The sequence below is a fragment of the Chelatococcus sambhunathii genome, from assembly GCF_001418005.1.
Lineage (GTDB): Bacteria > Pseudomonadota > Alphaproteobacteria > Rhizobiales > Beijerinckiaceae > Chelatococcus_A > Chelatococcus_A sambhunathii.
Map to the genome: position 1 here is coordinate 1 of NZ_LIOL01000007.1, position 22,830 is coordinate 22,830.

At 67.8% G+C, this 22,830-nt stretch carries 29 protein-coding genes and 1 pseudogene; 27 read left to right on the plus strand and 3 right to left on the minus strand.

Translation table 11 applies throughout. The features are described from left to right. From ASC46_RS13985 to ASC46_RS13995, 3 genes are all read right to left on the minus strand, one after another. Positions 1-310, minus strand: a 310-nt coding sequence (locus ASC46_RS13985; protein WP_055459938.1) for an IS5 family transposase, incomplete at its 3' end; no start/stop codon positions are given. Between the two features lie 76 nt (positions 311-386). Continuing rightward, on the minus strand, positions 387-899 hold the full coding sequence (locus tag ASC46_RS13990; protein ID WP_055459939.1) for a GNAT family N-acetyltransferase: 513 nt from the start codon (positions 897-899) through the stop codon (positions 387-389). A gap of 3 nt (positions 900-902) precedes the next feature. After that, the gene (locus ASC46_RS13995) at positions 903-1,205 is read right to left on the minus strand and encodes a type II toxin-antitoxin system TacA family antitoxin (protein WP_055459940.1); all 303 of its coding nucleotides are present in this window, start codon (positions 1,203-1,205) and stop codon (positions 903-905) included. Between the two features lie 468 nt (positions 1,206-1,673). Here ASC46_RS13995 and ASC46_RS14000 point away from each other — a divergent pair, with 468 nt between their 5' ends. The 27 genes and pseudogenes from ASC46_RS14000 (at position 1,674) to ASC46_RS14125 (ending at position 22,637) form a co-directional block, all read left to right on the plus strand. Beyond that, positions 1,674-2,627, plus strand: a complete 954-nt coding sequence (locus tag ASC46_RS14000; protein ID WP_055459941.1) for an ArdC family protein — start codon at positions 1,674-1,676, stop codon at positions 2,625-2,627. After that, positions 2,624-2,995 carry a DUF2958 domain-containing protein gene (locus ASC46_RS14005; protein ID WP_055459942.1) on the plus strand — a complete coding sequence of 124 codons (372 nt, stop codon included), beginning with the start codon at positions 2,624-2,626 and terminating at the stop codon, positions 2,993-2,995. Before ASC46_RS14000 ends, ASC46_RS14005 begins: the two co-directional genes overlap by 4 nt. Positions 2,996-3,168: 173 nt before the next feature. After that, entirely contained in the window at positions 3,169-5,322 is a 2,154-nt protein-coding gene (locus tag ASC46_RS14010) for a ParB/RepB/Spo0J family partition protein (RefSeq protein WP_055459943.1), read from the plus strand. A 60-nt stretch (positions 5,323-5,382) separates the two neighbouring features. Then, positions 5,383-5,604 carry a hypothetical protein gene (locus tag ASC46_RS14015; protein ID WP_055459944.1) on the plus strand — a complete coding sequence of 74 codons (222 nt, stop codon included), beginning with the start codon at positions 5,383-5,385 and terminating at the stop codon, positions 5,602-5,604. Positions 5,605-5,676: 72 nt separating this feature from the next. Further along, positions 5,677-6,330, plus strand: coding sequence for a hypothetical protein (locus ASC46_RS14020; RefSeq protein ID WP_055459945.1), 654 nt, complete (start codon positions 5,677-5,679; stop codon positions 6,328-6,330). Position 6,331: 1 nt separating this feature from the next. After that, positions 6,332-6,526, plus strand: coding sequence for a hypothetical protein (locus ASC46_RS14025; RefSeq protein ID WP_055459946.1), 195 nt, complete (start codon positions 6,332-6,334; stop codon positions 6,524-6,526). A gap of 73 nt (positions 6,527-6,599) precedes the next feature. Beyond that, on the plus strand, positions 6,600-7,025 hold the full coding sequence (locus ASC46_RS14030; protein WP_055459947.1) for a hypothetical protein: 426 nt from the start codon (positions 6,600-6,602) through the stop codon (positions 7,023-7,025). Then, entirely contained in the window at positions 7,022-7,264 is a 243-nt protein-coding gene (locus ASC46_RS14035; protein WP_055459948.1) for a DUF6117 family protein, read from the plus strand. Before ASC46_RS14030 ends, ASC46_RS14035 begins: the two co-directional genes overlap by 4 nt. 137 nt (positions 7,265-7,401) lie before the next feature. Then, a pseudogene (locus ASC46_RS14040) lies at positions 7,402-11,756 on the plus strand (strawberry notch-like NTP hydrolase domain-containing protein). After that, a complete protein-coding gene (locus ASC46_RS14045; RefSeq protein ID WP_055459949.1) occupies positions 11,756-12,817 on the plus strand; it encodes a DUF7146 domain-containing protein in 1,062 nt (353 codons plus the stop codon). The pseudogene ASC46_RS14040 and the gene ASC46_RS14045 overlap by 1 nt, the downstream one beginning before the upstream one ends. 334 nt (positions 12,818-13,151) lie before the next feature. Continuing rightward, on the plus strand, positions 13,152-14,075 hold the full coding sequence (locus ASC46_RS14050; protein ID WP_055460080.1) for a DUF2493 domain-containing protein: 924 nt from the start codon (positions 13,152-13,154) through the stop codon (positions 14,073-14,075). 79 nt (positions 14,076-14,154) lie between these two features. After that, the gene (locus ASC46_RS14055; RefSeq protein ID WP_055459950.1) at positions 14,155-14,409 is read left to right on the plus strand and encodes a FitA-like ribbon-helix-helix domain-containing protein; all 255 of its coding nucleotides are present in this window, start codon (positions 14,155-14,157) and stop codon (positions 14,407-14,409) included. Further along, complete coding sequence (locus tag ASC46_RS14060) at positions 14,406-14,828, plus strand: type II toxin-antitoxin system VapC family toxin (RefSeq protein WP_055459951.1); 423 nt, start codon at positions 14,406-14,408, stop codon at positions 14,826-14,828. The genes ASC46_RS14055 and ASC46_RS14060 overlap by 4 nt, the downstream gene beginning before the upstream one ends. Positions 14,829-15,001: 173 nt before the next feature. Continuing rightward, positions 15,002-15,442, plus strand: a complete 441-nt coding sequence (locus ASC46_RS14065; protein ID WP_055459952.1) for a hypothetical protein — start codon at positions 15,002-15,004, stop codon at positions 15,440-15,442. Positions 15,443-15,970: 528 nt separating this feature from the next. After that, positions 15,971-16,294, plus strand: a complete 324-nt coding sequence (locus ASC46_RS14070; RefSeq protein ID WP_011315360.1) for a DUF736 domain-containing protein — start codon at positions 15,971-15,973, stop codon at positions 16,292-16,294. A gap of 207 nt (positions 16,295-16,501) precedes the next feature. Then, the gene (locus tag ASC46_RS14075; protein ID WP_055459953.1) at positions 16,502-16,753 is read left to right on the plus strand and encodes a helix-turn-helix domain-containing protein; all 252 of its coding nucleotides are present in this window, start codon (positions 16,502-16,504) and stop codon (positions 16,751-16,753) included. A 138-nt stretch (positions 16,754-16,891) separates the two neighbouring features. Beyond that, a complete protein-coding gene (locus ASC46_RS14080) occupies positions 16,892-17,137 on the plus strand; it encodes a DNA -binding domain-containing protein (RefSeq protein ID WP_055459954.1) in 246 nt (81 codons plus the stop codon). A 127-nt stretch (positions 17,138-17,264) separates the two neighbouring features. Continuing rightward, on the plus strand, positions 17,265-17,513 hold the full coding sequence (locus ASC46_RS21540; RefSeq protein ID WP_072249508.1) for a transcriptional regulator domain-containing protein: 249 nt from the start codon (positions 17,265-17,267) through the stop codon (positions 17,511-17,513). 157 nt (positions 17,514-17,670) lie between these two features. Further along, positions 17,671-18,036 (plus strand): DUF2285 domain-containing protein, encoded by a 366-nt coding sequence (locus ASC46_RS14085; RefSeq protein ID WP_245280554.1) that lies wholly within the window; start codon positions 17,671-17,673, stop codon positions 18,034-18,036. Between the two features lie 131 nt (positions 18,037-18,167). Next, on the plus strand, positions 18,168-18,443 hold the full coding sequence (locus ASC46_RS14090; protein WP_055459955.1) for a helix-turn-helix transcriptional regulator: 276 nt from the start codon (positions 18,168-18,170) through the stop codon (positions 18,441-18,443). Between the two features lie 10 nt (positions 18,444-18,453). Continuing rightward, the gene (locus ASC46_RS14095) at positions 18,454-19,332 is read left to right on the plus strand and encodes a replication initiator protein A (protein ID WP_055459956.1); all 879 of its coding nucleotides are present in this window, start codon (positions 18,454-18,456) and stop codon (positions 19,330-19,332) included. Between the two features lie 208 nt (positions 19,333-19,540). Next, on the plus strand, positions 19,541-20,179 hold the full coding sequence (parA, locus tag ASC46_RS14100; RefSeq protein ID WP_055459957.1) for a ParA family partition ATPase: 639 nt from the start codon (positions 19,541-19,543) through the stop codon (positions 20,177-20,179). Continuing rightward, positions 20,176-20,430 (plus strand): ribbon-helix-helix protein, encoded by a 255-nt coding sequence (locus tag ASC46_RS14105; protein WP_055459958.1) that lies wholly within the window; start codon positions 20,176-20,178, stop codon positions 20,428-20,430. Before parA ends, ASC46_RS14105 begins: the two co-directional genes overlap by 4 nt. Then, a complete protein-coding gene (locus ASC46_RS14110; protein ID WP_055459959.1) occupies positions 20,427-20,936 on the plus strand; it encodes a DUF2840 domain-containing protein in 510 nt (169 codons plus the stop codon). Before ASC46_RS14105 ends, ASC46_RS14110 begins: the two co-directional genes overlap by 4 nt. Then, positions 20,933-21,478, plus strand: a complete 546-nt coding sequence (locus ASC46_RS14115) for a S26 family signal peptidase (protein WP_055459960.1) — start codon at positions 20,933-20,935, stop codon at positions 21,476-21,478. Before ASC46_RS14110 ends, ASC46_RS14115 begins: the two co-directional genes overlap by 4 nt. A 45-nt stretch (positions 21,479-21,523) precedes the next feature. Further along, positions 21,524-21,859, plus strand: coding sequence for a DUF736 domain-containing protein (locus ASC46_RS14120; protein ID WP_055459961.1), 336 nt, complete (start codon positions 21,524-21,526; stop codon positions 21,857-21,859). A 4-nt stretch (positions 21,860-21,863) separates the two neighbouring features. Continuing rightward, positions 21,864-22,637 carry a lytic transglycosylase domain-containing protein gene (locus tag ASC46_RS14125; RefSeq protein WP_055459962.1) on the plus strand — a complete coding sequence of 258 codons (774 nt, stop codon included), beginning with the start codon at positions 21,864-21,866 and terminating at the stop codon, positions 22,635-22,637. Positions 22,638-22,830 lie beyond the last annotated feature (193 nt).

Here is a 22,830-nt window from a genome sequence, read left to right on the forward strand (position 1 = left end):
TCGCCCCGTGCTGGTGGACGCGGACGACAGAGGTGTCGATCATCTGCACGTCACCATCGTAAGCCCTTGTGATCGCGTCCATGAGCCGATCCCAGACGCCCGCCTTCCGCCATCGGTTGAAGCGGTTGTAGATCGTGGTCGGCGGCCCGTAGCGCGCCGGCATGTCCGCCCACGGCGCGCCCGAGCGCAGGCACCAGAAGATGCCATTGAGAACCCGCCGGTCATCCACGCGAGGCACGCCCCGCGACTTGTTGGGAAGGTGAGGCCGGATCGCCTCCCATTCGAAATCCGTCAGATCGTAGCGGCCCATCGCAAAGCTCCCGAAAAGGAGCTTGAATCACAATCGCCACCGTCAGGGAACCCAGAGCCGTTTATGGGTTTACGGCCTAATCGAACAGCCGCCGGATATCTGTCATCGGCCGAAACAGCTTCATCGGGCGGTCCGGAAACGGCAAGAAGCTCTCGCGTTCGTAGAAGCGCCGCGCGTTCTCATCCTTCGCATCCACGATCACCGCGAACGACGCAATCTCACTCCGCGCCGTCCGATGGAGGGCATCGCCCAGAAGAAACCGCCCATAACCTTTTCCCTGGTGACGCCGGTCCACAGCTAGCCGGCCTAGAAGCGTCGCCGGAACCAGCGGATATCTCGGCAACTTCCGCACCGTTTGCGCCGGCAGCTCGCCGAGCTGCACAGACGTCGCGGAGAGCGTGTAGTATCCCGCGATCGTCCCATCCAGCAGCACCAGGACGAAAGGCGCGGCCATATTCTTCCGTGCGTCCTGTCCTGCCTGTGTCCGAAAATATCTGTCGAGTGGCTCTACCCCACTCTCAAACTCCGATCGGTCATGGCTCGAACTTAGCGGCTCGACGCGGAGCTTTTCTTCGATACTGCGAGGCACGCGTCAGACGCCGGCACGTTGGCGATAACGGCGGACCGTCTCACGAAGGCGATCATTGACCGGCTTCGGGTTCAGCAGCGCGTCAACGAACGCCTCGCTGTCACGCAGTGAGAGAGCGAGTTGGCTGTGTTCCTCGATCGCGCGTCGGGCGGCGTCCTGCACGCTCGTCAGCACGAAGTCGGTCACAGTCCGCCCCTGAAGTGCCGCGGCACGCTCGATGAGCTTCTTCTGCTCGGCCGTCACGCGGGTCTCAAGACGCTCACCGCGAACCCGACCACGAGTCGGCTTCCGGATTGCTTCGGCCATCTCAATACCTCCATCTCCTCGATCTGATATATTGTACGGCCAATGGCCGGGTAATTCAAGTGATCTTCAAGGTCGGGTTGCGAGAAGGCCTCCCTGCTCCTGGTCCTGCTTCACGGATTCAGTACCAGAAGGCCGTCAGCCGAGCGCGGCACCCACGGCCGATCGCTGCCTTCGGCAACTGGGATGGACCGAGCTTGGTGGCCAGGGCTGGGAAAGCCCACGGCGGAGCTGCAAACGCGGCAGGTTTGAATTCACTGACTGAATCGTAGCCAGCCTACGATATCCCGCATCAATCCAAATGAAGGGGAAAGCCTTCCCTGCGGCCGAGCCAGGGTCTCGGTCGACCCTTGTCTCGCCGGGAGGTCCCCCACAACGCCCCCATAAGGAAAGTGAGAGTGCGGACTGGGTTTGCCGTGACGGGTGGAGGGCTGGAGGAGAGGCCTCCGGCGCCCGTCGCGGAGAACCGCGATGTCCAGACACCAAAGCAATGGTCGGTCCGGCGCCGACCGGGCGAGCCTTTACGACGACATCACCAACAAGATCATCGCCGAGCTGGAGGCTGGGCGCGTGCCCTGGGTCCAGCCCTGGGGCACGGCTGCGGCGAAGGCGCCGCTCGCCATGCCGGCGAATGCCGCCACCGGCCGCGCCTATTCCGGGATCAACGTGCTGATCCTCTGGGGCGCGGTCATCGAGCACGGCTTTCCGGTGCAAAGCTGGCTGACCTTCCGCCAGGCGCTGTCCCTCGGCGGTCATGTCCGCAAGGGCGAGCGCGGCACCACCGTCGTCTACGCCGATCGCTTCATCCCCGACGACGAGAAGAAGCGCGCGCAAGAGACCGGCGAGGAAGCCCAGGCCATTCCATTCCTCAAGCGCTTCACCGTCTTCAACATCGCGCAGTGCGAGGATCTGCCCGACGATTTTGCCGTCTCGCCGCCCGCGCCGGGTCCCGGCCTGATCGAGCCGCGCGTCGAGGCACTGATCAAGGCGACGGGCATCGACTTCCGCATCGGCGGCGACCGCGCCTTCTATGTGCCGGCGCACGACTACGTCCAGGTGCCGCCACCGCAGGCGTATTTCGAGACGATCAACTGGCATCGCACGGCCCTGCATGAGCTCGGCCATGCGACGGGCCATTCGTCCCGTCTCGGCCGCGACCTCACCGGCTCCTTCGGCTCCAAGAAATACGCCTTCGAGGAACTGGTCGCCGAGATGAACGCGGCCTTTTGCTGCGCCTCGCTCGGCATCACTTCGACGGTGCGCCACGCCGATTACATCGTCTCGTGGCTGGACGTGCTGCGCGAGGACAATCGCGCCATCGTCCGCGCCGCATCGCAGGCCAGCAAGGCCGCCGATTGGCTGCTCGCGTTCCTACCCGAAACCGAACCGGCCAGCGAAGCAGCGAACGACAGGAGGGCGGCATGATCCTCCTGACCGACGACCTGCTCGAGCGCCTGCTCGCCAACGGCCGTGATCGCGGCGCCGATCATGTGCCCGTTGTCAAGTTCTTCAACCCGCTGGGCCAAGGCATCTGGCTCGCTTCCGAGCTGGACGCGGATGGCGATACCCTCTTCGGCCTCGCCGATCTCGGTTTTCCCGAGCTCGGCAGTTTCTCGCTCGAGGAACTCGCTTCGATTGTCCTGCCCTTCGGCATGGGGATCGAGCGCGACATCCTTTTCACCGGCGACTTTCCGATCTCGGTCTGGGCGGAGGCCGCCCGCGAGGCGGGAAGCATCCGGGCGGCCGAGCGCATCCTCTACCGGGCGGCTTCGCCTCGACGTGATGGCGCGTGACGCCCATCCTGAATTTCGCGGAACCGGAGATGAGCGTTTGCGCATCTCCGGTTTTGCGCCCCGGATCGCCGGGAGGAGCCGCCTCCCCTCAGAGTGAGAGGGCGGCGCTTCGCTTCGTGACGGGTTGGAAGCCGAGAGAGAGGCTCTCGGCGCCCGTCGCGGAGTATCTCGACATGGCAAAGGCTGCCAGGAAGATCGTCTTCTCGCGCTCGAGCGACATCCCCTTCAACAAGCTCGTGCTCTCGGAGTCCAACGTCCGGCGCACCCGGCCGGAAGCCGAGCTCGACGAACTCATCCATGACATCGACCGGCGCGAGGACCTCGTGCAGGGCCTCAATGTCCGCGCCATCCTCGACGGCGACGGCAACGAGACCGGCATGTTCGAGGTGCCGGCGGGCGGCCGCCGGTATCGCGCGATCGAGCGCCTGGTGAAGGCCAAGCGCTTCCCGAAGGACGGGCTCGTCCCCTGCATCGTACGCAAGGCCGACACCAGGATCCTCGCGGAAGACGACTCCCTCGCCGAGAACCTCCTTCGCGCTGGGCTTCATCCGCTCGACCAGTTCCGCGCGTTCCAGGACATGCTCGACAAGGGCATGACCGAGGAGGAGATCGCCGCAGCGTACCTCACGACCGTCCAGGTCGTGAAGCAGCGGCTTCGGCTGAACGCCGTCTCGCCCGTGCTGCGCGACGCCTATGCCGAGGAGCGCATGACGCTCGACATGCTGATGGCCTTCACCGTCAACCCGGACCATGCGCGGCAGGAGCAGGTGTGGGAAGCCGTGCAGCATTCCTACAATCGGCAGCCCTGGCATATCCGCCAGCTGCTGACCGAGACGACGATCCCGGCCTCCGACAAGCGGGAGCGCTTCGTCGGCATCGACGCGTATGTAGCGGCTGGCGGCGTCGTGCTGCGCGACCTGTTCGAGGACGATGATGGCGGCTGGCTTGCCGACCCGGCGCTCCTTCACCGCCTGGTCAGCGAAAAGCTGAAGGCGGTGGCCGAAGAGATCGCCGGCGAAGGCTGGAAGTGGGTGAAGGTCGATCTCGACCTGCCCTATGGCTACGACCACGGCCTGCGCAAGATCGGCGGCGCCTTTGTCGATCTCACCGACGACGAACGCGCCAAGCGCGAGACGCTGCGCGCGGAGTACGATCGGCTCGAGGCGGAGTATGACGGCGCCGACGAGCTGCCGGACGAGATCGACCGACGCCTCGGCGAGATCGAGGAGGCGCTCGAGGCCTTCGAGAAACGTCCCGTCGTCTACGATCCCGCCGACATCGCGCGCGCCGGCGTCTTCGTCAGCGTGGACCGCGACGGCGAGATCGTGATCGATCGCGGCTATGTGCGGCCGGAGGACGAGGCGCCCGTCGCCGTCGACAGCAGCGACGCTGAGACCGATGGAGAACCCGGCGGCGACGATGCTCCCGCGACCCCCTCCGCTCAGCACGCTGTCATCACCATCGGCGGCCAGACCACCGGCGCCGAAGAGGACGATGAAGACGACGCCGTCAAGCCGCTGCCCGAGCGGTTGGTGATCGAGCTCACCGCCCATCGCACGCTGGCGCTGCGCGACGCGGTGGCTAATCACCCGCAGGTCGCTTTGACGGCGCTCCTGCACAGGCTGGTGCTCGACGCCTTCAGGCGCACCGCGCACGGCTCCGCCGTCGAGGCGTCGGTCCGGGAGGTCCACTTCCCCGTCCAGGCCACCGACCTGAAGGACAGCGCTTCCGCCAAGGCCATTCAGGCCCGCGTGGAGGCCTGGAAAGCCGACATGCCGCTCGATGACGACGATCGGCTGTGGGACTGGATCGCCGGCCTCGACGATGCGAGCCGCCTCGCGCTGCTCGCCCACTGCGTCAGCTATGGCATCAACGCGCTCTACGAGCGCCCGAATCCCCATAGCGGCTATGGCGTCACGCAGCACGGTCTCGATCGGCGCATGCGCGATGCCGATCGGCTGGCGCGCGCCACCGGCCTCGACATGGTGGAGGCCGGCTGGCGGCCGACGGTGGCGAACTATCTCGGCCGCGTGACGAAGAGCCGGATCATCGAAGCCGTGCGGGAAGCGCTCGGCGAGGAGAAGGCTCAGCTCATCGACCATCTCAAGAAGCCCGAGATGGCGAAGGAGGCCGAACGCCTGCTCGCCGACACCGGCTGGCTGCCGGAGCCGCTGCGGTCCGCCGATCCCGGTGTGACGACCTCGGTCGATGCAAGCGGAGGTGAAGGCGATGAAACGCTGCCGGCCTTCCTCGCCGACGATGAGGACGAGCAGCCGGATGATGGCGACGCCGATGCCGATGACCCGGCGATGATCGCCGCCGAGTGACGCGACCATGGCGGGGGCGGCTCCTGCGCTCCCGCCAGCCTCTAGATCAGGAGCAATCCGATGACCAAGCTCAGCTCGGCCACGCCTAGCCGCGTCGTCTTCCAGTATCTCGTGCCCGTCCATGTCGAAGTCGAGGACGGCCTCGTGTGCAGCGTGACGGTGATCGACGAAACGCCCGTCGAGAACCCGACCGTCGTGGAAGGCGATGCCGACTATCTCGAAGCGGCGGTGAAGGCCGCCGATGACGGTCAGCCCTGGCCGCCCTGGCAATTCGGCTTCTAGGCCCGCCTTCCCTCCACCCAACCCCAACAGCCCGGCCGCCGCGCCGGGCTTTCGCGTTTTCAGGAGGCTGTCATGCCCGCTTACACCGTTGAAACGACCTACGGCGTGCCGGTCTACCGGCAGCGCACCTATGAGGCTGCAACACCAGCCGAAGCCTGCCGCCGAGCCATCGAGGACGATGACTGGTCCAACGACAAGCTCGACTACGAGGCTGCCGGCGAAACCTATGTCACCGGCATCTGGCTTGGGGCGGATGCTGCCTATTCAGGTGACACCGTCCCGGTCCCATCGCACTTCGATGAGACCATTCAGCGGAAGGCCGCGCACTTCGAGGTGCTGTTCGGCCTTCTGAAGATCGTCATTGCGGATGAGGTCGCCCAGCGGCGCACGGATGCCTACTGGCTTGCACGGGCGAGCGCCGCGGTCGCGAAGGCCGAGGCGATCCTTGCTGGAGCGCGCGATCCCGACGAACCCGTCACGGCTCCACGCCCACGTCACGTCCTCGCGCAGCTCCAGGAGGACCGCGTCCGCGACCAGATCGCCGCGATCGTCGAGACCGATGCCGAGTTTGCGAGTCTCAGCCCGGGCGCCGTGTCGGACGCTGATATTCACAGCGCATGCGTGTCCGTCGCCGCCAACATCGACTTGTCGGAGGAAGTGGGCGCAGCGGAATTCCGCGCGGCGCTCGCCGCCCTGCGAGCGGCGAAGCAGGCGGACGGAGGCTGAGATGCACGGCACCTATCTCCGCCTCGGCGTCACCGCCTGGGACAGCGACCGCACGGTGATCCGCGCGGCACGGCGCAAACTCACGCGATCGGCACGGCGCGATCCGGCGAAGCGGGAGGCCCGCAAGCAATTCTACCGCGAGATGCTGGAGCATCACGCCAACGCGCAGCGCCTCGTCGCTGAATTCCGGCTCTGACGCCGTCAACCGCAACCCCGTCCTTCAACCAGCCCGGCCATCGCGCCGGGCTTCGTCGTTTCAGGAGCCTGACATGGCCGACTTCTTCACGCACTTCTCCTGTCTTCTCGATGTCCGCACGCCGGAGAACGCCGCGCGTGCGCTCGATCTCTACAATCGCATGATGGAGGAGAACACCGCCGAGGACCCGCCATCCGAGGCGTTTCTTCTTTCCATCCAGCCCGAGCATGGCGGAACGCAGCTCTGGATTCGCGATGACACGACCGGCGATCCTCAGGCTGTCATCGAATTCGTGCTCCGCTGCGCCGAGGAATTCGGACTCACCGGACGGTGGGGCTTTCAGTGGGCGAATACCTGCTCGCGCCCGCGTGTGAACGCGTTCGGTGGCGGCGCGCACGTCCTCGACCTCGGCCGCCGCAGGACCGTCGCCTGGATCGCGACCAATGGCTGGCTCGACCGCACCTTGTCGGGCAAGCGCGGAATGCGAGGTGCGCGATGAGCATCCCCGATCACGCGCGGGCGAATTTTGCGACGCTGCTCCGTGCTGCGGCGGACGGCAACCTCGCGCTCATGGAGTGCGCCGATGCCGTTACCGGCGAGCCGCGCTACGTCATCTGTGCCGTGGGGCGCGACGGCACGGATTTCGTGTTTACGCCGTTCGGCCATCTCGCCAACGGCAACCCCTTCGACGCCTACGTGCCGTCATCGGCAACCCTGCCGGACGAACCGGCTCCCTGATCCTCGCGTGCGTGGCGGCGTGCGGTGAAGGCTGCGTGACGAGAGGGAGAGCCTGGCCGGGACGGGTTTGAGCCGGTGCGGTCCAGAGAGAGCGCCGGCCGGCTCGCCCGTCTCCGCTCTCCCAGAGGTTCCCCGACATGACCCCGTCCACCGCTCTCGCGGCCGCGCCCGCGGTCGCGGCGTCGCCGCTTGCGTCTCCCGCCGATATCGCTCGCTGCATCGGCGCAGCCGCGCACCTTCTCATTCCTCATCTTGAACAGGGCCGGCAGGTTGACGCGGCGATCCTTCGCGCCGCAATGGAACAAGCCTTCGGCGGTTCCGACACGTCCGGCGCGTGGGACTGGAAGGCGGCCTACGATGCCTGCGAGGCCGCGACCGTCCTGTTTCTCCGCAAATACGGAAAGGCGCTTCTGCGCAAGGCCGGTTCTCCGGCTGTCGCTCTTCCCATGCTGGAGAAGATCGTCGGCCTTCTGCCGACGCACACGCGCCGCTCGATCGAGAGCGAAGCCTTCCAGCAATTCTCGACACCGATGCCGCTCGGGCTCGCGGTCGCGACGGCCGCCGCCATTACGCCCGGCGACCGCGTGCTCGAGCCCTCGGCCGGCACCGGCCTGCTCGCCATCCTCGCCGAGATCGCGGGCGGATCGCTCGTCCTCAACGAGCTGGCGGGGGCTCGCGCCGGCCTCCTCTCCCTCCTCTTTCCGCACATCGCCGTGAGCCGGCATGACGCCGCGCAGATTCACGACCACCTCGACGCCGCCATCGTGCCGAGCGTCGTCATCATGAACCCGCCGTTCTCGGCGATGGTCAACGTGCAAGGGCGCATGGCAGATGCCGCGTACCGGCACATCGCCTCGGCGCTCGCGCGGCTCGCCGATGGCGGGCGCCTGGTCGCGATCACCGGGGCCAATTTCGCGCCCGACGCACCGGCCTGGCGCGACGCCTATATGTGGCTTCAGGAGCGCGGCCGTGTCGTCTTCTCCGCGGCCATCGACGGCCGCGTCTATTCCAGGCATGGCACGACTTTTCCCACGCGGCTCACCGTCATCGATAAGCGCCCGGCCGACGATCCCACAGTTTTCCCGGCCGCGCCCGGTGTCGCGCCGAACGCCGCGACGCTGCTGGTCTGGGTCACAGAGCACGTTCCGGCGCGGCTGCCGGTGGATGCCTGCGTGGCGGTGCCCACTGTCACCACGCCGCGCACCGTTCGCGGCTACGTCGCCCGTACCGCACAAGCCGCGTCGCGGCCAGCGATGGCGGCCGAGCCGGAAGGCATCGAGCTCGACTACGAGACGGTCGACTGGACACCGCCACAGGGTGCGCGCCTCTCCGATTCCATCTACGAGGACTATGCGCTCCAGAGCATCCGGATTCCCGGCGCTCAGGACCATCCGACCCAGCTCGTCCAGTCGGCGGCGATGGCCTCGGTCGCGCCACCCAAGCCGGGCTACCGGCCGCGCCTGCCAGCGAACATCCTGAATCTGCTCTCGGGCGCCCAGCTCGAAACCGTGATCTATGCCGGCGAGGCGCATTCCGGCTATCTCGCCGGCGGCTGGACCGTCGACGAGTCCTTCGACGTCGTCACCGCCGCCGCCGAGGACGCCAAGGGCGTGGTCCGCTTCCGGCGCGGCTTCATGATTGGCGACGGCACCGGGGTCGGCAAAGGGCGCGAGGCCGCCGGCATCATCCTCGACAACTGGCTGCGGGGCCGCCGCAAGGCGGTGTGGATCTCGAAAAGCGACAAGCTGATCGAGGACGCGCGGCGCGACTGGTCCGCGCTCGGCATGGAGCGGCTGCTCATCACGCCGCTCTCCCGCTTCCCGCAGGGCAAGCCGATCACGCTGCGGGAAGGCATCCTATTTCTAACCTACGCCACGCTGCGCTCCGACGACCGCGGCGAAAGGCTTTCCCGCGTCAAGCAGATCGTCGAATGGTTGGGCCCGGATTTCGACGGCGTGATCATTTTTGACGAAGCCCATGCCATGCAGAACGCGGTCGGCGCCAGGAGCGAACGCGGCGATCAGGAGCCCTCACAGCAGGGCCGCGCGGGCCTGCGGCTCCAGCACGCGCTGCCGGACGCACGCGTCGTCTACGTCTCCGCCACCGGCGCGACCACCGTGCACAATCTCGCTTATGCGCAACGCCTCGGCCTCTGGGGGAGCGATGACTTCCCGTTCTCGACGCGCGCGGAGTTCGTGGAGGCGATCGAGGCCGGAGGCGTCGCGGCGATGGAGGTGCTCGCCCGCGACCTGCGCGCGCTCGGGCTCTACACCTCCCGTTCGCTCTCCTTCGACGGCGTCGAATACGAGCTGGTCGAGCACGCGCTGACGCCCGAGCAGACCCGCATCTATGACGCCTACGCCGACGCCTTCGCGATCATTCACAATAATCTCGATGCCGCCATGCAGGCGGCCAACATCACCGGCGGCAGCGAGGGCGGATCGGGCACGCTGAACCGGCAGGCCAAGGCCGCCGCGCGGTCGGCCTTCGAGAGCGCCAAGCAGCGCTTCTTCGGGCACCTGCTCACCAGCATGAAGACGCCGACCCTGATCCGCTCGATCGAACGCGATCTCGAAGAGGGTCATGCCGCCGTCGTCCAGATTGTCTCGACGGGCGAAGCCCTGATGGAGCGGCGCCTCGCGGAGCTGCCGACCGAGGAATGGAACGACGTCCGCGTCGACATCACGCCGCGCGAATACGTCCTCGACTACCTCGCCCATTCCTTCCCGGTCCAGCTCTACGAGCCCTACACCGACAGCGAGGGCAAGCTGTCGTCGCGTCCGGTCTATCGCGACGGCCAGCCGGTCGAGAGCCGCGAGGCGGTCGCACGCCGGGACGCCCTGATCGCGAAGCTCGCGAGCCTGCCGCCCATCCCCGGCGCACTCGACCAGATCGTCCAGCACTTCGGCGCGGACATGGTGGCCGAGGTGACGGGGCGCTCGCGCCGGATCGTCCGCAAGCCGGGCAGCGCCGGCCGAACCGATCGTCTCGTGGTCGAGACGCGCGCCGCGTCCGCCAACCTCGCCGAGGCGCAGGCCTTCATGGACGACGGCAAGCGCATCCTGGTCTTCTCCGACGCCGGCGGCACCGGGCGCAGCTACCACGCCGAGCTATCCGCGAGAAACACGCGGCTGCGCGTGCACTACCTGCTCGAACCCGGCTGGAAGGCGGATACGGCCATCCAGGGGCTCGGCCGCACGCACCGAACCAATCAGAAGCAGCCGCCGCTGTTCAGGCCCGTCGCCACGAACGTCAAGGCCGAGAAGCGCTTCCTCAGCACCATCGCGCGCCGGCTCGACACGCTCGGCGCGATCACGCGCGGACAGCGCGAAACCGCCGGCCAGGGCCTGTTCCGGCCGGAGGACAATCTGGAGTCCCACTATGCGCGCGACGCGCTGCGCCAGCTCTATCATCTGCTCGCCGCGGCAAGATCGAGGGCTGTTCTCTCGAGCGCTTCGAGGCGGCCACCGGCCTGACGCTCACCGATGCGAAGGGGCTCAAGGACCAGTTGCCGGGCATCAGCACGTTCCTCAACCGCATGCTCGCGCTGACGATCGAGCTTCAGGGGGTGCTGTTCACCGCGTTCGAGCAGCTTCTCAACGCGCGCATCGAGGGCGCCATTGCCGCCGGCACCTATGATGTCGGGCTGGAGACGCTGCGGGCCGAGAGCTTCGTCGTCACCGGCCGGAAGACGATCTATACCCATCCCGGCACCGGCGCCGAGACGCGCCTGCTCACCATCGCGCAGCGCCAGCGCAACCGGCCCCTCACGCTCGACGAAGCCTTGAACCGGCTGCGCGAAAGCGGGGCACGCCGTCTCATCAACGGGCGGTCCGGCCGTGCGGCCGTGCAGGTCCATGCCCCCTCCGTCATGCTCGACAACGGCGAGATCGAGTACCGCGTCCGCCTGATCCGGCCGATGGAAGCTTCGAACGTGCCCGTCCGCACGATGGCGGAAAGCCACTGGCAGGACGCCGACGAGGCGACCTTCGCGGCCGCCTGGACGGCCGAACTCGCCGAAGCCCCCGCGTTCACGGACTCGACCTTGCACATGGTCTCCGGCCTGCTGCTGCCGATCTGGAAGCGGCTCCCGAACGAGTCGACCCGCGTCTATCGCCTGCAGACCGACGACGGCGAGCGCATCATCGGCCGCAAGGTTTCCCCGGTCTGGGCGGCCACGGCAACCGCAACCGGCCTGCCTTCACTGACGCCGGACGACGCCTTCGCCGCCCTGATCGAGGGCAAGACCGTCATCGATCTCGCCGAAGGTCTTCAGCTTCGCCGCGTCCGCGTCATGGGCGGCCTTCGCGTCGAGCTGTCGGGCTTCACCGACACCATGCGCGAGCGGCTCACGGCCTACGGCCTCTTCCACGAGATCATCTCGTGGAAGCTGCGCCTGTTCGTGCCCACCGACGCCAGCGGTCCCGCGATCCTCGCGAGGGTGATGGACCGCTATCCCATCGAGCGGGTCGCCGAGCGGGAGGCGGTGTGATGTCCCGGCCCGACGCTTCCGAACTGGCACGCCGGCTCGCGCGCAATGCCGAGGCGGTGTGCCGCCACTACCTGTCCAACGGTCATCGCGAAGGCCGCTACTGGATGGTCGGCGACGTGCGCAACACGCCCGGCCGCTCGATGTTCGTGCGCCTCACCGGCCCGGAGAGCGGCAAGGGCGCGGCGGGCAAGTGGACCGACGCCGCGACCGGCGAGCATGGCGACCTGCTCGACGTCATCCGCGAGAGCTGCGGCCTCGTGGATTTCGCGGATGTCGCGAAGGAGGCACGCGCCTTCCTCAGCCTGCCGCAACCCGAACCGCAGGCGCACGAACATCGTCGCGCCATTCAGCCAGCCCCAACGGGTTCGCCGGAAGCCGCGCGGCGGCTATTTGCCATGTCGCGGCCGATCCCCGGCACGCTCGCCGAGACGTATCTCCGCCGACGCGGCATTACGTCTTTGCACGGAACCGGTTCGCTGCGCTTCCACCCGCGCTGCTACTACCGGCCGGACGAGCATTCCGGCACGGAGACCTGGCCCGCCATGATCGCCGCCGTCACCGATCTCGACGGCCGCCTCACCGGCGCGCACCGGACCTGGCTCGATCCCGACGGCTTCGACCCCGTCCGTCTCGGCAAGGCGCCGATCGACACGCCGCGCCGCGCGATGGGCGATCTTCTCGGTCACGCCGTCCGCTTCGGCGTCGCTGGCGAAGTCATGGCCGCAGGCGAAGGCATCGAGACCATGCTGTCGCTGAGGATGGCGCTGCCCGACATGCCGATGGTCGCCGCCCTCTCGGCCGCCCATCTCTCGGCCATCCTCTTCGCCGACACACTGCGCCGGCTCTACATCGCGCGCGACGACGATCCGGCCGGCGATGGCGCGATGGCCGCGCTGATCGAGCGCGCGTCCGCCGACAGCATCGAGGCGATCGTGCTGTCGCCAAGGCTCGCCGACTTCAACGAGGATCTCCGGATGCTCGGCCCCGACGCGCTGCGGGCAGCCGTTCGGGCGCAGGTCGTGGCCCGGGATGCCGCTCGCTTCATGGCCGAGGCCGCGTAGCCCTCATGAACGTGGACGTGCGGCCGGAACGGATGATGGGGCTCGCCGTCACACCGGCGGCCGATGCTCCGAGCGCACTGGAGAGAGCCGCGCCCTCGGCCTTCAAGAGGGCGAACGGGACGGCAAGCGGCCCGGCCCGGCAATGGCTGCGGCCGGCTATTTTCCGCCGGCGCTGACGCGCCTTTGCATCGCCAGGCAAAATAGCCGGCCTTCGCCATCCTCCGCTCGCGCTTCGGCCCTGCGCTTCGCTCCGGGTGCAGGGCCGGCCCGCCCGCCGTCTTCCGTCGCCATGAAGGCCGCGAGGGTCGCGGCCAATCCAGCGACGGAGCATCCCATGACCAGCGACGACGACTTCGAGCCCCACCACAGCTCCTCCCCGACCGATCACGTCCTGACCGAGCTGCAGCTCTACGGCTTCCGCCCCTTCCAGGACGAACCCGACCCGCGCCCGCTTCCCGAGGGCAATGCCGTTGCCGGGGCCATCGCCGACATCTTCGACGCCCTCATCGCCACCCTCGGCGACACCCGCCTGGAGCCCGATCTCGAAGACCTGCTCTGGTCGACAACGAACGTCTTCCATCGCGCCGCCGACCGCGTCGCCCGTGACCTAGACGACAACGAGCAGGCGCAGCGCCGCAGCCAGCGCGAGCAGGACGGCACCGAAGTCAAGTCCGTCGAGCTGGAGCGGCTCATTGCCGAGGGGCAGACGCTCATCGAGCGCCGCGACGCCTTCGAGCTGATGCGCGACCAGGCCTGCGAGCATTTCGAGCGCCACACCGGCTCTGCCTGGCGGCCGCGCAGCGGCTCGCTCGTCAACCATCGCGCCATGACCGCGGCGATGATCGACAGCCGCGACTTCCTCGCCGCGAAGAAGCGCGCCGAGACCGAGGTCATGCTGCCGGCCGGCCCGAAGGTCGCGCTGAGCGGCGGGCTCGAGTTCAACGATCATCGGCTGATCTGGGCGAAGCTCGACCAGGTGCACGTCAAGCACCCTGACATGGTGCTCATGCACGGCGGCTCGCCGAAGGGGGCCGAGCGCATCGCCGCACGCTGGGCCGATCACCGCAACGTGCCGCAGATCGCGTTCAAACCAGACTGGACGAAGCACGCCAAGGCCGCACCGTTCAAGCGCAACGACGCCATGCTGGAGGTGCTGCCAATCGGCGTCATGATCTTTCCCGGCACGGGCATCCAGCAGAACCTCGCCGACAAGGCGAAGAAGCTCGGCATCCCGGTCTGGCGGTTCGGCGGCGCCTGAGCGCCGCCATCATTCTTGAAAAATGCCATCACATAAGGTATATTGATAGCACTGCAGTCAATCCGTCGAGGACGCCATCATGCCCGCTGTCACTATTCGCAACCTATCGGAGGAGGCGCATCGCGCTTTGAAGGTCCGGGCTGCGCAGCACAACCGCAGCACTGAAGCCGAAATGCGCGCCATTCTGGAAGCCGCCGTGCGCCCCGCGGGACGCCTGCGGATCGGCACCGCGCTCTCGGAGATGAGCCGCAAGATCGGGCTCACCAATGCCGATGTCGAGGCACTCGAACAGACTCGCGACACCCGGCCCGCCCAGCCGATGCGCTTCGGATGATCCTGCTCGACACCAACGTCGTCTCCGAGGCGATGAAGCCCGAGCCGCACCCGTCTGTCCGGGACTGGCTCGATGCCCAGGCCGCGGAAACGCTCTTTCTCTCCAGCGTCACCATCGCGGAGCTGATGTTCGGCATCGGCGCGCTGCCCAGGGGCAAGCGCAAGGGCCGCCTGGCAGCCACGCTCGACGGCGTGATGGAGCTGTTCGAGCCGAGAATCCTGCCCTTCGATACGCAAGCGGCGCCGCGATACGCCGACCTCGCCGTCAAGGCGCGCAAGGCCGGCAAGGGCTTCCCGACGCCCGACGGCTACATCGCCGCGATCGCCGCCGCGCACGGCTTCGCCGTGGCGTCGCGCGACACCGCCGCGTTCACCGCCGCCGGCCTGACGGTCATCGATCCCTGGACCGCTGGCGGCTGACCGGCAGCCGGCGAAGTTGCTTCCGTTGCGGAACAATCGGGCTCATCTGCGCCGGATGGGAGTCGTCCGCAACGTCCGCTCACGCGCCGTCGATCTTGTGCTATAGAGCCGTTGCGCCGTGGTGGTGGTGGAAGGCGCGACCGTCAGATCCTTGTCTCACGGAGGCCACCACCATGATTGTTCTCAGCGTGCTCGGCAGCATCGCCGCCATTGGCGTCATCTGCTGTCTCTTGTTCTACCTCGCGGTCTACGCCCTTCCTCTATTCGCAGGGGTCACGGCAGGCGTCTGGGCGTACGGCACAGGCGCCGGCTGGCTCGGCGGAATCGCCGTTGGAGCGGTCGCCGGCCTCGCAACCCTTCTCGCTGGTCACGTCCTGCTCGCATTCGTCAGGACGCTCTGGCTGCGGCTCATGATTGCCGCCGCTTTCGTCGCGCCGGCCGCCATCGCCGGCTATCACGCGACACATGGCATCGTGAAGCACACGATGCCCTCCGAAACTTGGCAGGTCGTCTTCTCGCTGGTCGGAGCCGTCGTCGTCGCCATCAACGCTCTTGTCCGGCTGGCGACGCTGGCCCCGCCCGGCCGGACCAGACAGGGCGTGGCGCGCGCCTGAGGCCTTTTCAGCGGTCTGGGCGGGACCAGATCACGCCGCCTGGGTCGCGCCGACCCATCGGTCGTGGTCTACGTTGGAACGCGGGGGTGGCGCGCGACGAAGCTCCACGCCCTCGTAGGCAGTGGGCTGGTCGCACGCATGTCCCTGCTCATCGGGAGCATTGATGCGGCCGGTCGCCTTGACGCGGGGGGAGCGCCGTGCGCCGACCCCGCCGACCCTCGGTTGCACGATGGAGTCGCAAGGCTCTCCTTGATCGTCTCTGCCTGATCGAGCGCTCCACGCGGCCTCTTCGATGGGCTGATCTGGCCGCAGGCCGGCTTCGCCTCGATCGCCTATGCCGCAATGGCGCCGGTCGACTTTCTTCCCCTGGGCTACGCCCATTCCTCGCGAAACAAGAAAGTCTCCCGGCCGCCATCCTCCGCTGCGCTGCGGCCTGCAAGCAGGTGCGGCGTCGATCGCCTGCGGCCTGCCGATCGCCATCGAGGCCGCAATGGTGCGGGCTCGAAACAGACATCAAGGAGAACCATCATGGCGACCATCGGCACCTTCAAGAAGTCCGGCAACGAGTTCGTCGGCCAGATCGTCACCCTCAGCGTCCAGGCCAAGAACGTCCGCATCGTCCCCGAAGCCAACCGCTCCGGCGAGAACGCCCCCAGCCACCGCGTCTTCGCGGGCCGCGTCGAGATCGGCGCCGCCTGGGCCAAGCGCTCCAACGAGGGCCGCGACTATCTGGGCCTCAAGCTCGACGATCCGAGCTTCACCGCCCCGATCTACGCCAACCTCTTCGACGATGAGGACGGCGACGGCTACAGCCTGATCTGGTCCCGCCCGAACCGCCGCAACGGCGAATGAGGCGCAAGCCCCAGGCCCCGCCCGGACAGCCGGGCGGGGCTAGGCCAGCTCGTTGCAGCCGACACGGCGGGGCGACCGAATCGGTTCGGCGCGATTCGCCCAACTTCCCGTCTTTGGCTGCCAATTTTGCTCGCCTCGTTGGCCAAGAGCGACTATTCTAGTCGTAGTTCTGGCACGCTCGATCGACCCGGTGGGAGGTGATCATGCATGATCACCGCCCGACAATCGCGGGCCGCTCGCGCGCTGCTGGGATGGACGCAGGAGACGCTCGCCGACAAGGCCCTGGTATCGCTGACGGCGCTGAAGCGCCTGGAGTCGGGCCATCGCGCCGTTTACGAGTCGACGGAAGATCAGGTCCGTCGCACGCTGGAGGCCAACGGCATCGTATTCCTGTCGTCAGACCAGGGCGAAGGAGTGATGCTTGTCCGCGCGAAGGCCGAGACCCGCAAGAACCGATGATGCCGCGGGGCGCCGCGGGCATCGATCCTTCGTGCCGACGCGTCGCCTTGCGCTCAGCGCCCGTGGGCGTAGCGTCAACAGCTCGTCGACGCGCGCCAGCGTCGGCCCGCGGGGTTCAGTTTGACACACGATCCGTTCATGGACGAACCGCCGCAGAGCGCCGTTCTGACCAGCTACGACCGCGCGCATATGAAGCTCTATCTGCGCCTGCTCGACGCCGAAACGGACGGCGCTGACTGGCGCGAGGCGGTCGAGGTCCTCTTCGGGATCGATCCCGCAAAAGAACGGGAACGCGCCAGTCGCGTGCACCGCAGTCATCTCGCGCGCGCCCGCTGGATGACCGAGCAGGGTTATCGGCAGCTCGCCCGTGAGACGGACAAGTAACACCCATACATGATGCCGTCACGGCATCGCGTGTTGCACAAAACGGGACTTCTCCAAGCTCGATCAACCCGTAATCGTATCTCCTCCTTCGCACGCGCCCGGCCCGCGGGTCGGGGGAGGAAGCAGAATGGGGCCCGACACATCGCGCTGGCGCTCGTCCGACACCTACGACTATCTGGATCACCTGGTCGCGCCTGACCTTGCCTGGGAATGCCTGAGGCGCAACGCCGTCTATCAACGGGATTTTGCCGAAAGCGCGCGCTCCCCCGACGCCACCGGGCGCCTTGCCGCGACCATCCAGCGGCGCTGGGGGCTGCGCTTTCGCGATCGATCCCACGCTCGATGCGACCGCAGCGACCGTATTCTGGGCGCCTGACATTGACCCCGGCACGGTCGTTCTCACAACCATTCCTGCCGCGCCGGCCGTCGAAAGCACCGTCCTTCCCGAGCTCGATCTGAATACCGCCCGCGCTGGCCCTGACGGGCTGAGCATCGTCCATGGCCGCGGGTCGAGGACGGTTCGGCTCCTGCTCGTGTCCGATGCTTCGCCGGCGGGCCCGCTCGTGGCCGTTGTCTCGCTGGGAGCCGACGGGCTTGACCGGATCGAGGCAGTCGCGCGCCTCTGGCGGGCCATCAACGGCCGGCACGTCCCGGCCGACGCGAGGCTGACGAGCCAGCAGCGACGACGGCTCCGCCGCATGCTTCAGGCCGTAGACGGCCACCACGAAGGCGCGAGCTATCGCGAGATCGCCGAGGCGATCTTCGGGGCCGCGCGCGTTGCCGATTCCCCCTGGAAAACCTCCGCCCTGCGCGACGCGACGATCGATCTCGTGAAGGATGGCCTTGCGCTGATCGCCGGCGGCTATCGCTCCCTCCTGCGCCGGCGCCGCCGCCCATAGCTCGGGCCGCCGCGGGGGTGCGATTTTAGCATCCGCATCTTCGCCATCCCCCAACGTCCCGCCCCTCCGCCACCGTGGCCGCCAATCGCCGGATTTGGCCGGCGATCTGAACGAACGCCCGGAGATGCGACATGACCAATCTCGCCGGCTTGCCGCCGCGCTTCTTGCGGACGCCGGAGGCCGCCGACTTCCTCGGCCTCTCCAGCCGGACACTCGAGAAGCATCGGACCTACGGCACGGGTCCCGCTTATCGCAAGCTCGGCGGACGCGTCGTCTACGCGCTCGACGATCTCAAGGCCTGGGCCGATCGCGGCGCCGTCACCTCGACATCCGACCCGCGCGGCTCGGTGCTGCCAGCGAAGCGTCACGGCCCGGCCCCGGCGCAGGTCGGCCGCGGCCGCCGTTGAGGTACGGGCCATGTCCTCGGCACGACGCAATGGCGAGCGGGAGCAGCTCGATCTCTTCCGGGCGCTGCGGGGCGACCTCGCGCCGCGCGACGCGCAGGACCTCATGGCCTATCCCTTCTTCTCGCTCGCCAAGTCGAAGCGGCTGACGCCGATCGACTTCAAGGCCGGCCCGATCGTCATCCGCGTCGAAGCGGTTCCGGAGCACGGCATGGCGACCATCTGGGACGCCGACGTGCTGATCTGGGCCGCCTCGCAGATCGTGGAGGCGCGCGATCTCGGCCTGCGGCCGTCACGCCTGATGGCGGCGACGCCCTACGAGATCCTCTCCTTCATCGGCCGCGGCGTGAGCGTGCGCGATTATGACCGGCTGAAAGCCGCTCTCGACCGCTTGCAGTCGACCACCGTAGCGACGTCGATCCGCCAGCCGACCGAGCGGCGGATGCATCGCTTCTCCTGGATCAACGAATGGAAAGAGCGAGCGGACGCGCACGGCCGTCCGCTCGGCCTCGAGCTGATCGTGCCGGACTGGTTCTACGCGGCCGTGCTCGACGACGCCCTCGTGCTGACGATCGACCGCGCCTACTTCCGCCTGACCGGCGGTCTTGAGCGCTGGCTCTACCGCCTGGTGCGCAAGCATGGCGGCCGCCAGCCGTCCGGCTGGAGCTTCGACATCGCGTATCTCCACGCGAAGTCCGGCAGCCTCTCGCCGCTCAAGCACTTCGCCTACGACCTGCGCGAGATCGTCCGCCAGCAGACGCTGCCCGGCTACCGGCTGACCATCGAGCAGCCCCCGGACACCCCCGAACGTCTCGCCTTCGCTCCAATCGATCCCGCTGTCCTCGCTTCGCTGGGGCAGCGCGGGACCTCGCGCGCTGGGGATAAGCTGTGAATCGTCTCGTGCTATCGGGGACCGGACCTATCGTGCCATCGGGGACCCGATCCTCGTGCTATCGGGGACCGCAATCGTCGAATCCTGACGCCGATTCAAGACATTCCGCGCGGCGTAACTCTTCTAACCAGGATTCCTTCGGAATCTTTCTAACGGCCGCTCCGCGATCCACACCTGTGCATGAGCGCCGCCGAGAGCGGGGCGCACCATGATCGTCGCGCTGCTCAACCAGAAGGGCGGCGTCGGCAAGACGACGCTCGCTCTTCACCTCGCCGGCGACTGGGCGCGCCGCGGCCAGCGCGTCACCGTCATCGACGCCGATCCGCAAGGTTCTGCCCTCGACTGGTCGCAGCAGCGCGCCCGGGAGTGCCTTCCGCGCTTGTTCGGCGTCATTGACCTGGCGCGCGATACGCTGCACCGGGAAGCGCCCGAGCTCGCGCGCAATGCCGATCACATCGTCATCGACGGTCCGCCCCGCGTCGCCGGGCTCATGCGCTCGGCGCTGCTCGCGGCCGACATCATCCTGATCCCGGTGCAGCCGTCGCCCTTCGACGACTGGGGATCGGCCGAGATGCTCACGCTGCTGAGCGAGGCGCGCATCTATCGCCCCCAGCTCGTCGCCCGCTTCGTCCTCAATCGATGCGCCGCGCGCACTGTCATCGCGCGCGAGACCGCGCTTACGCTCGCCGATCACGACCCGCCGCTGCTCGCCTCCAGAATCGGTCAGCGTGTCGCCTTCGCCGAGGCGGCCCAGTCCGGCCGCCTCGTCTGGGAAGCACACACAGAAAGTCCGGCGGCGCGCGAGATCACCGCTCTTGCCGCCGAGGTCGGGAGGCTGGCGCGATGACGCAGCGCTCCTCGAAACGCGCCTTCATCGCGCGACCGGCCGACCCCGAACGCTGGATCAAGGCGCCAGAACCGCGCGCCAGCGGCAACGGCGACGCCACCGCATTCACCGCGCGGCTCACGATCGACATCACGCCCGAGCTGCGCGGCCGCATCAAGATCGTCGCCTTCCAGCGCGGGCTAACCGTGGCGGACATGCTGCGCGAGCTCCTCGCCCGCGAATTCCCTCCAGCCGAAGGAGACCCGCAATGACCGGTGCGCCCCACCTGCGCCTCCTGCCGTCGCCACTTCCCGCCGACAGCCTGACACGCGTCGAGCTGACCTGGATTGAGAAGAAGGTCGAATACTGGATCCGCTTCGGCAGGGAGAAGGACGAGCAGATCCTCGACCGGCGCCGCCGCGTGCTCACCTTCGCACCCAACAGCACCTTCGCCTTCGTGCGCTGGGCCTCCAATGACCATGGCACCATCCTCTCTCGCATCGACATCGTGCGCGCGATCACGCCCGGCGAGCGCTATCAGACGCTGCCCTTCGTGCGCCCCGGCGGCGACATCCTCCTCAAGATGGAGGGCTGGCCGAAGGTCGAGCGCGTCCTCCAGATCGTCGATGCGATCGAGGCAATCGGCATCGATCCGGCCGAGGTGTCGCCGCATCACTGGCGCCACGTCCACAACCGCCTGACCGCCGGCCAGGAGCCGCGCCGCTACACTGTCGAGCAGCATCGGGCGCTCCTCCTGCGGCGGAGGGTCGAGCCGTGACGCGCTTCGGCTATGTCATGACGACCTCCTTCGCCGTGGTGGCGGTCGGCGTTCACTCCTTCCTCCCGGTCGCCCCGAAGCTCATCTGGAATGCGTCGGCCAGCGTGCCGCTCGGCCTCTATTCCATCGCGTCGGCGCGTCACGTCGAAGTCGCCGACCTCGTTGCCGTCCGCACGCCCGAACCGCTCGCATCCTTCATGGCCGAGCGCCGCTATCTGCCCCGCGGCGTGCCGCTGATGAAGCGGGTCGCCGCCGTTGCTGGCCAGCAGGTTTGCCGCGACGGATCGCACATCACGGTCGACGGCATCGATATGGGTGAGGCGCTGGCGCGCGACCACGCCGGCCGTGTCCTGCCCGCCTGGCACGGCTGCCGCCGCATCGCCGACGGCGAATTCTTCCTCATGAACTGGGCCGCTCCCGACAGCATGGACGGCCGCTACTTCGGCCCGCTCTCCACGAACACGATCATCGGCCGCGCGATCCCGCTGTGGACCGACGAGGACGGCGACGGCCGGTTCGAATGGCGTGCCGCAACGCGGTGACGGCGCACCAAGCACACCCTCTTCACCGCACATAGGGAGCTTTCAATGCCACAGATCGGAGAGTTCGCCCGCACCAAGAACGGCTATGCCGGGCACGTCCGCACGCTCACGCTGAACGGCGAGATCGTGCTCGTTCCGGCCGAACATTCCGACGCCGAGAACGCGCCGGATTACCGCGTCCATCTCGGCGACAGCAACGGGCCTGAGATCGGCGCCGGCTGGAAGCGCACCGGCGAGAAAGCCGGCGATTACGTCTCCGTCCAGATCGACGACCCGGCGCTCAGCCAGCCGATCCGCGCCAACCTGTTCCAGTCGGGCGACGCGAAGTCCGTCTGGGGCCTGCACTGGAACCGTCCCCAGAAGCGGCCGGAGCGAGACTGAGGCGATGCCCATCCGCTCGACATCGCGGAGATGGAGTGAGGCGGCCGGGCGGAGTTCACCCGCCCGGCGTCTTCCCGCTCTTCTCCTTTCCGGCCTGCTGATCGCCGGGCCGTTCACCAGCGTTGCGCTTGCGCAGAACGCGCCTGCCGCGCGTCCTCGGAGCGACCACGCGATCGCAGACTACGTCGCGGAAGCGGCGCGGCGCTTCGGCATACCCGTCGCATGGATATGGGCCGTCATGGGCGCGGAAAGCGCCGGCGATGCGCGCGCCGTCTCGCACAAAGGCGCGATGGGCCTGATGCAGATCATGCCGCACACGTGGTCGGAGCTGCGCATGCGCTACGGTCTTGGCCGCGATCCGTTCGATCCGCGCGACAACATCCTGGCCGGCGCGGCGTACCTGCGCGAAATGCACGACCGCTACGGATCGCCGGGTTTCCTCGCGGCGTATAATGCCGGCCCGCAGCGGTACGAGGAATACCTCGCGGGCGGGCGCGCATTGCCGGCGGAGACGCGTGCCTATGTCGCGACGCTGGCGCTCCTTATCGGCGGCGAACCGTTCGAGAGCGTGACCGCGATTGCGCCCGATCCGCTCACCTGGACGCGCTCGCCCTTGTTCGTCGTGCACGCGAACAACGGTGCGAATGCAGGACCATCGCAAGACCAGCGCGGGTCCGGCAACAACGCGACGGCATCGCGCATGCATGAGGCGATATCGCTTTCACCGCGCTCGTCCGGGCTCTTCGTCGCTTTGGCACGTCCGGAGCCGCCGCAATGACGTGCCCTCTGCCAGATCGCATTCTAGAGAACCCTAGCGCACCAAAGCGTGTGGTGAGGCGGGAGGGCGCAACCACGACCGCACGATGGCAGGATAAAGGGGCGCGAGGTGCGCTTCGGTTCGGTTGTGCTTTTTCAAGGGGTTATGGCGCGATTTCGCGAGGTGCGCATGATCGGCGCAGCCTGCGCATCGG

Coding starts and splice junctions, on each gene's coding strand:
- ASC46_RS14010 (WP_055459943.1), top strand. CDS start 3,169: ATGGCAAAGGCTGCCAGGAAGATCGTCTTCTCGCGCTCGAGCGACATC.
- ASC46_RS14055 (WP_055459950.1), top strand. CDS start 14,155: ATGCCCGCTGTCACTATTCGCAACCTATCGGAGGAGGCGCATCGCGCT.
- ASC46_RS14045 (WP_055459949.1), top strand. CDS start 11,756: ATGTCCCGGCCCGACGCTTCCGAACTGGCACGCCGGCTCGCGCGCAAT.
- ASC46_RS14005 (WP_055459942.1), top strand. CDS start 2,624: ATGATCCTCCTGACCGACGACCTGCTCGAGCGCCTGCTCGCCAACGGC.
- ASC46_RS14110 (WP_055459959.1), top strand. CDS start 20,427: ATGACCGGTGCGCCCCACCTGCGCCTCCTGCCGTCGCCACTTCCCGCC.
- ASC46_RS14060 (WP_055459951.1), top strand. CDS start 14,406: ATGATCCTGCTCGACACCAACGTCGTCTCCGAGGCGATGAAGCCCGAG.
- ASC46_RS14035 (WP_055459948.1), top strand. CDS start 7,022: ATGAGCATCCCCGATCACGCGCGGGCGAATTTTGCGACGCTGCTCCGT.
- ASC46_RS21540 (WP_072249508.1), top strand. CDS start 17,265: ATGGGGCCCGACACATCGCGCTGGCGCTCGTCCGACACCTACGACTAT.
- ASC46_RS14125 (WP_055459962.1), top strand. CDS start 21,864: ATGCCCATCCGCTCGACATCGCGGAGATGGAGTGAGGCGGCCGGGCGG.
- ASC46_RS14030 (WP_055459947.1), top strand. CDS start 6,600: ATGGCCGACTTCTTCACGCACTTCTCCTGTCTTCTCGATGTCCGCACG.
- ASC46_RS14050 (WP_055460080.1), top strand. CDS start 13,152: ATGACCAGCGACGACGACTTCGAGCCCCACCACAGCTCCTCCCCGACC.
- ASC46_RS14015 (WP_055459944.1), top strand. CDS start 5,383: ATGACCAAGCTCAGCTCGGCCACGCCTAGCCGCGTCGTCTTCCAGTAT.
- ASC46_RS14020 (WP_055459945.1), top strand. CDS start 5,677: ATGCCCGCTTACACCGTTGAAACGACCTACGGCGTGCCGGTCTACCGG.
- ASC46_RS14065 (WP_055459952.1), top strand. CDS start 15,002: ATGATTGTTCTCAGCGTGCTCGGCAGCATCGCCGCCATTGGCGTCATC.
- ASC46_RS14105 (WP_055459958.1), top strand. CDS start 20,176: ATGACGCAGCGCTCCTCGAAACGCGCCTTCATCGCGCGACCGGCCGAC.
- parA (WP_055459957.1), top strand. CDS start 19,541: ATGATCGTCGCGCTGCTCAACCAGAAGGGCGGCGTCGGCAAGACGACG.
- ASC46_RS14080 (WP_055459954.1), top strand. CDS start 16,892: ATGGACGAACCGCCGCAGAGCGCCGTTCTGACCAGCTACGACCGCGCG.
- ASC46_RS14120 (WP_055459961.1), top strand. CDS start 21,524: ATGCCACAGATCGGAGAGTTCGCCCGCACCAAGAACGGCTATGCCGGG.
- ASC46_RS14090 (WP_055459955.1), top strand. CDS start 18,168: ATGACCAATCTCGCCGGCTTGCCGCCGCGCTTCTTGCGGACGCCGGAG.
- ASC46_RS14070 (WP_011315360.1), top strand. CDS start 15,971: ATGGCGACCATCGGCACCTTCAAGAAGTCCGGCAACGAGTTCGTCGGC.
- ASC46_RS14000 (WP_055459941.1), top strand. CDS start 1,674: ATGTCCAGACACCAAAGCAATGGTCGGTCCGGCGCCGACCGGGCGAGC.
- ASC46_RS14095 (WP_055459956.1), top strand. CDS start 18,454: ATGTCCTCGGCACGACGCAATGGCGAGCGGGAGCAGCTCGATCTCTTC.
- ASC46_RS13995 (WP_055459940.1), bottom strand. CDS start 1,205: ATGGCCGAAGCAATCCGGAAGCCGACTCGTGGTCGGGTTCGCGGTGAG.
- ASC46_RS14025 (WP_055459946.1), top strand. CDS start 6,332: ATGCACGGCACCTATCTCCGCCTCGGCGTCACCGCCTGGGACAGCGAC.
- ASC46_RS14075 (WP_055459953.1), top strand. CDS start 16,502: ATGATCACCGCCCGACAATCGCGGGCCGCTCGCGCGCTGCTGGGATGG.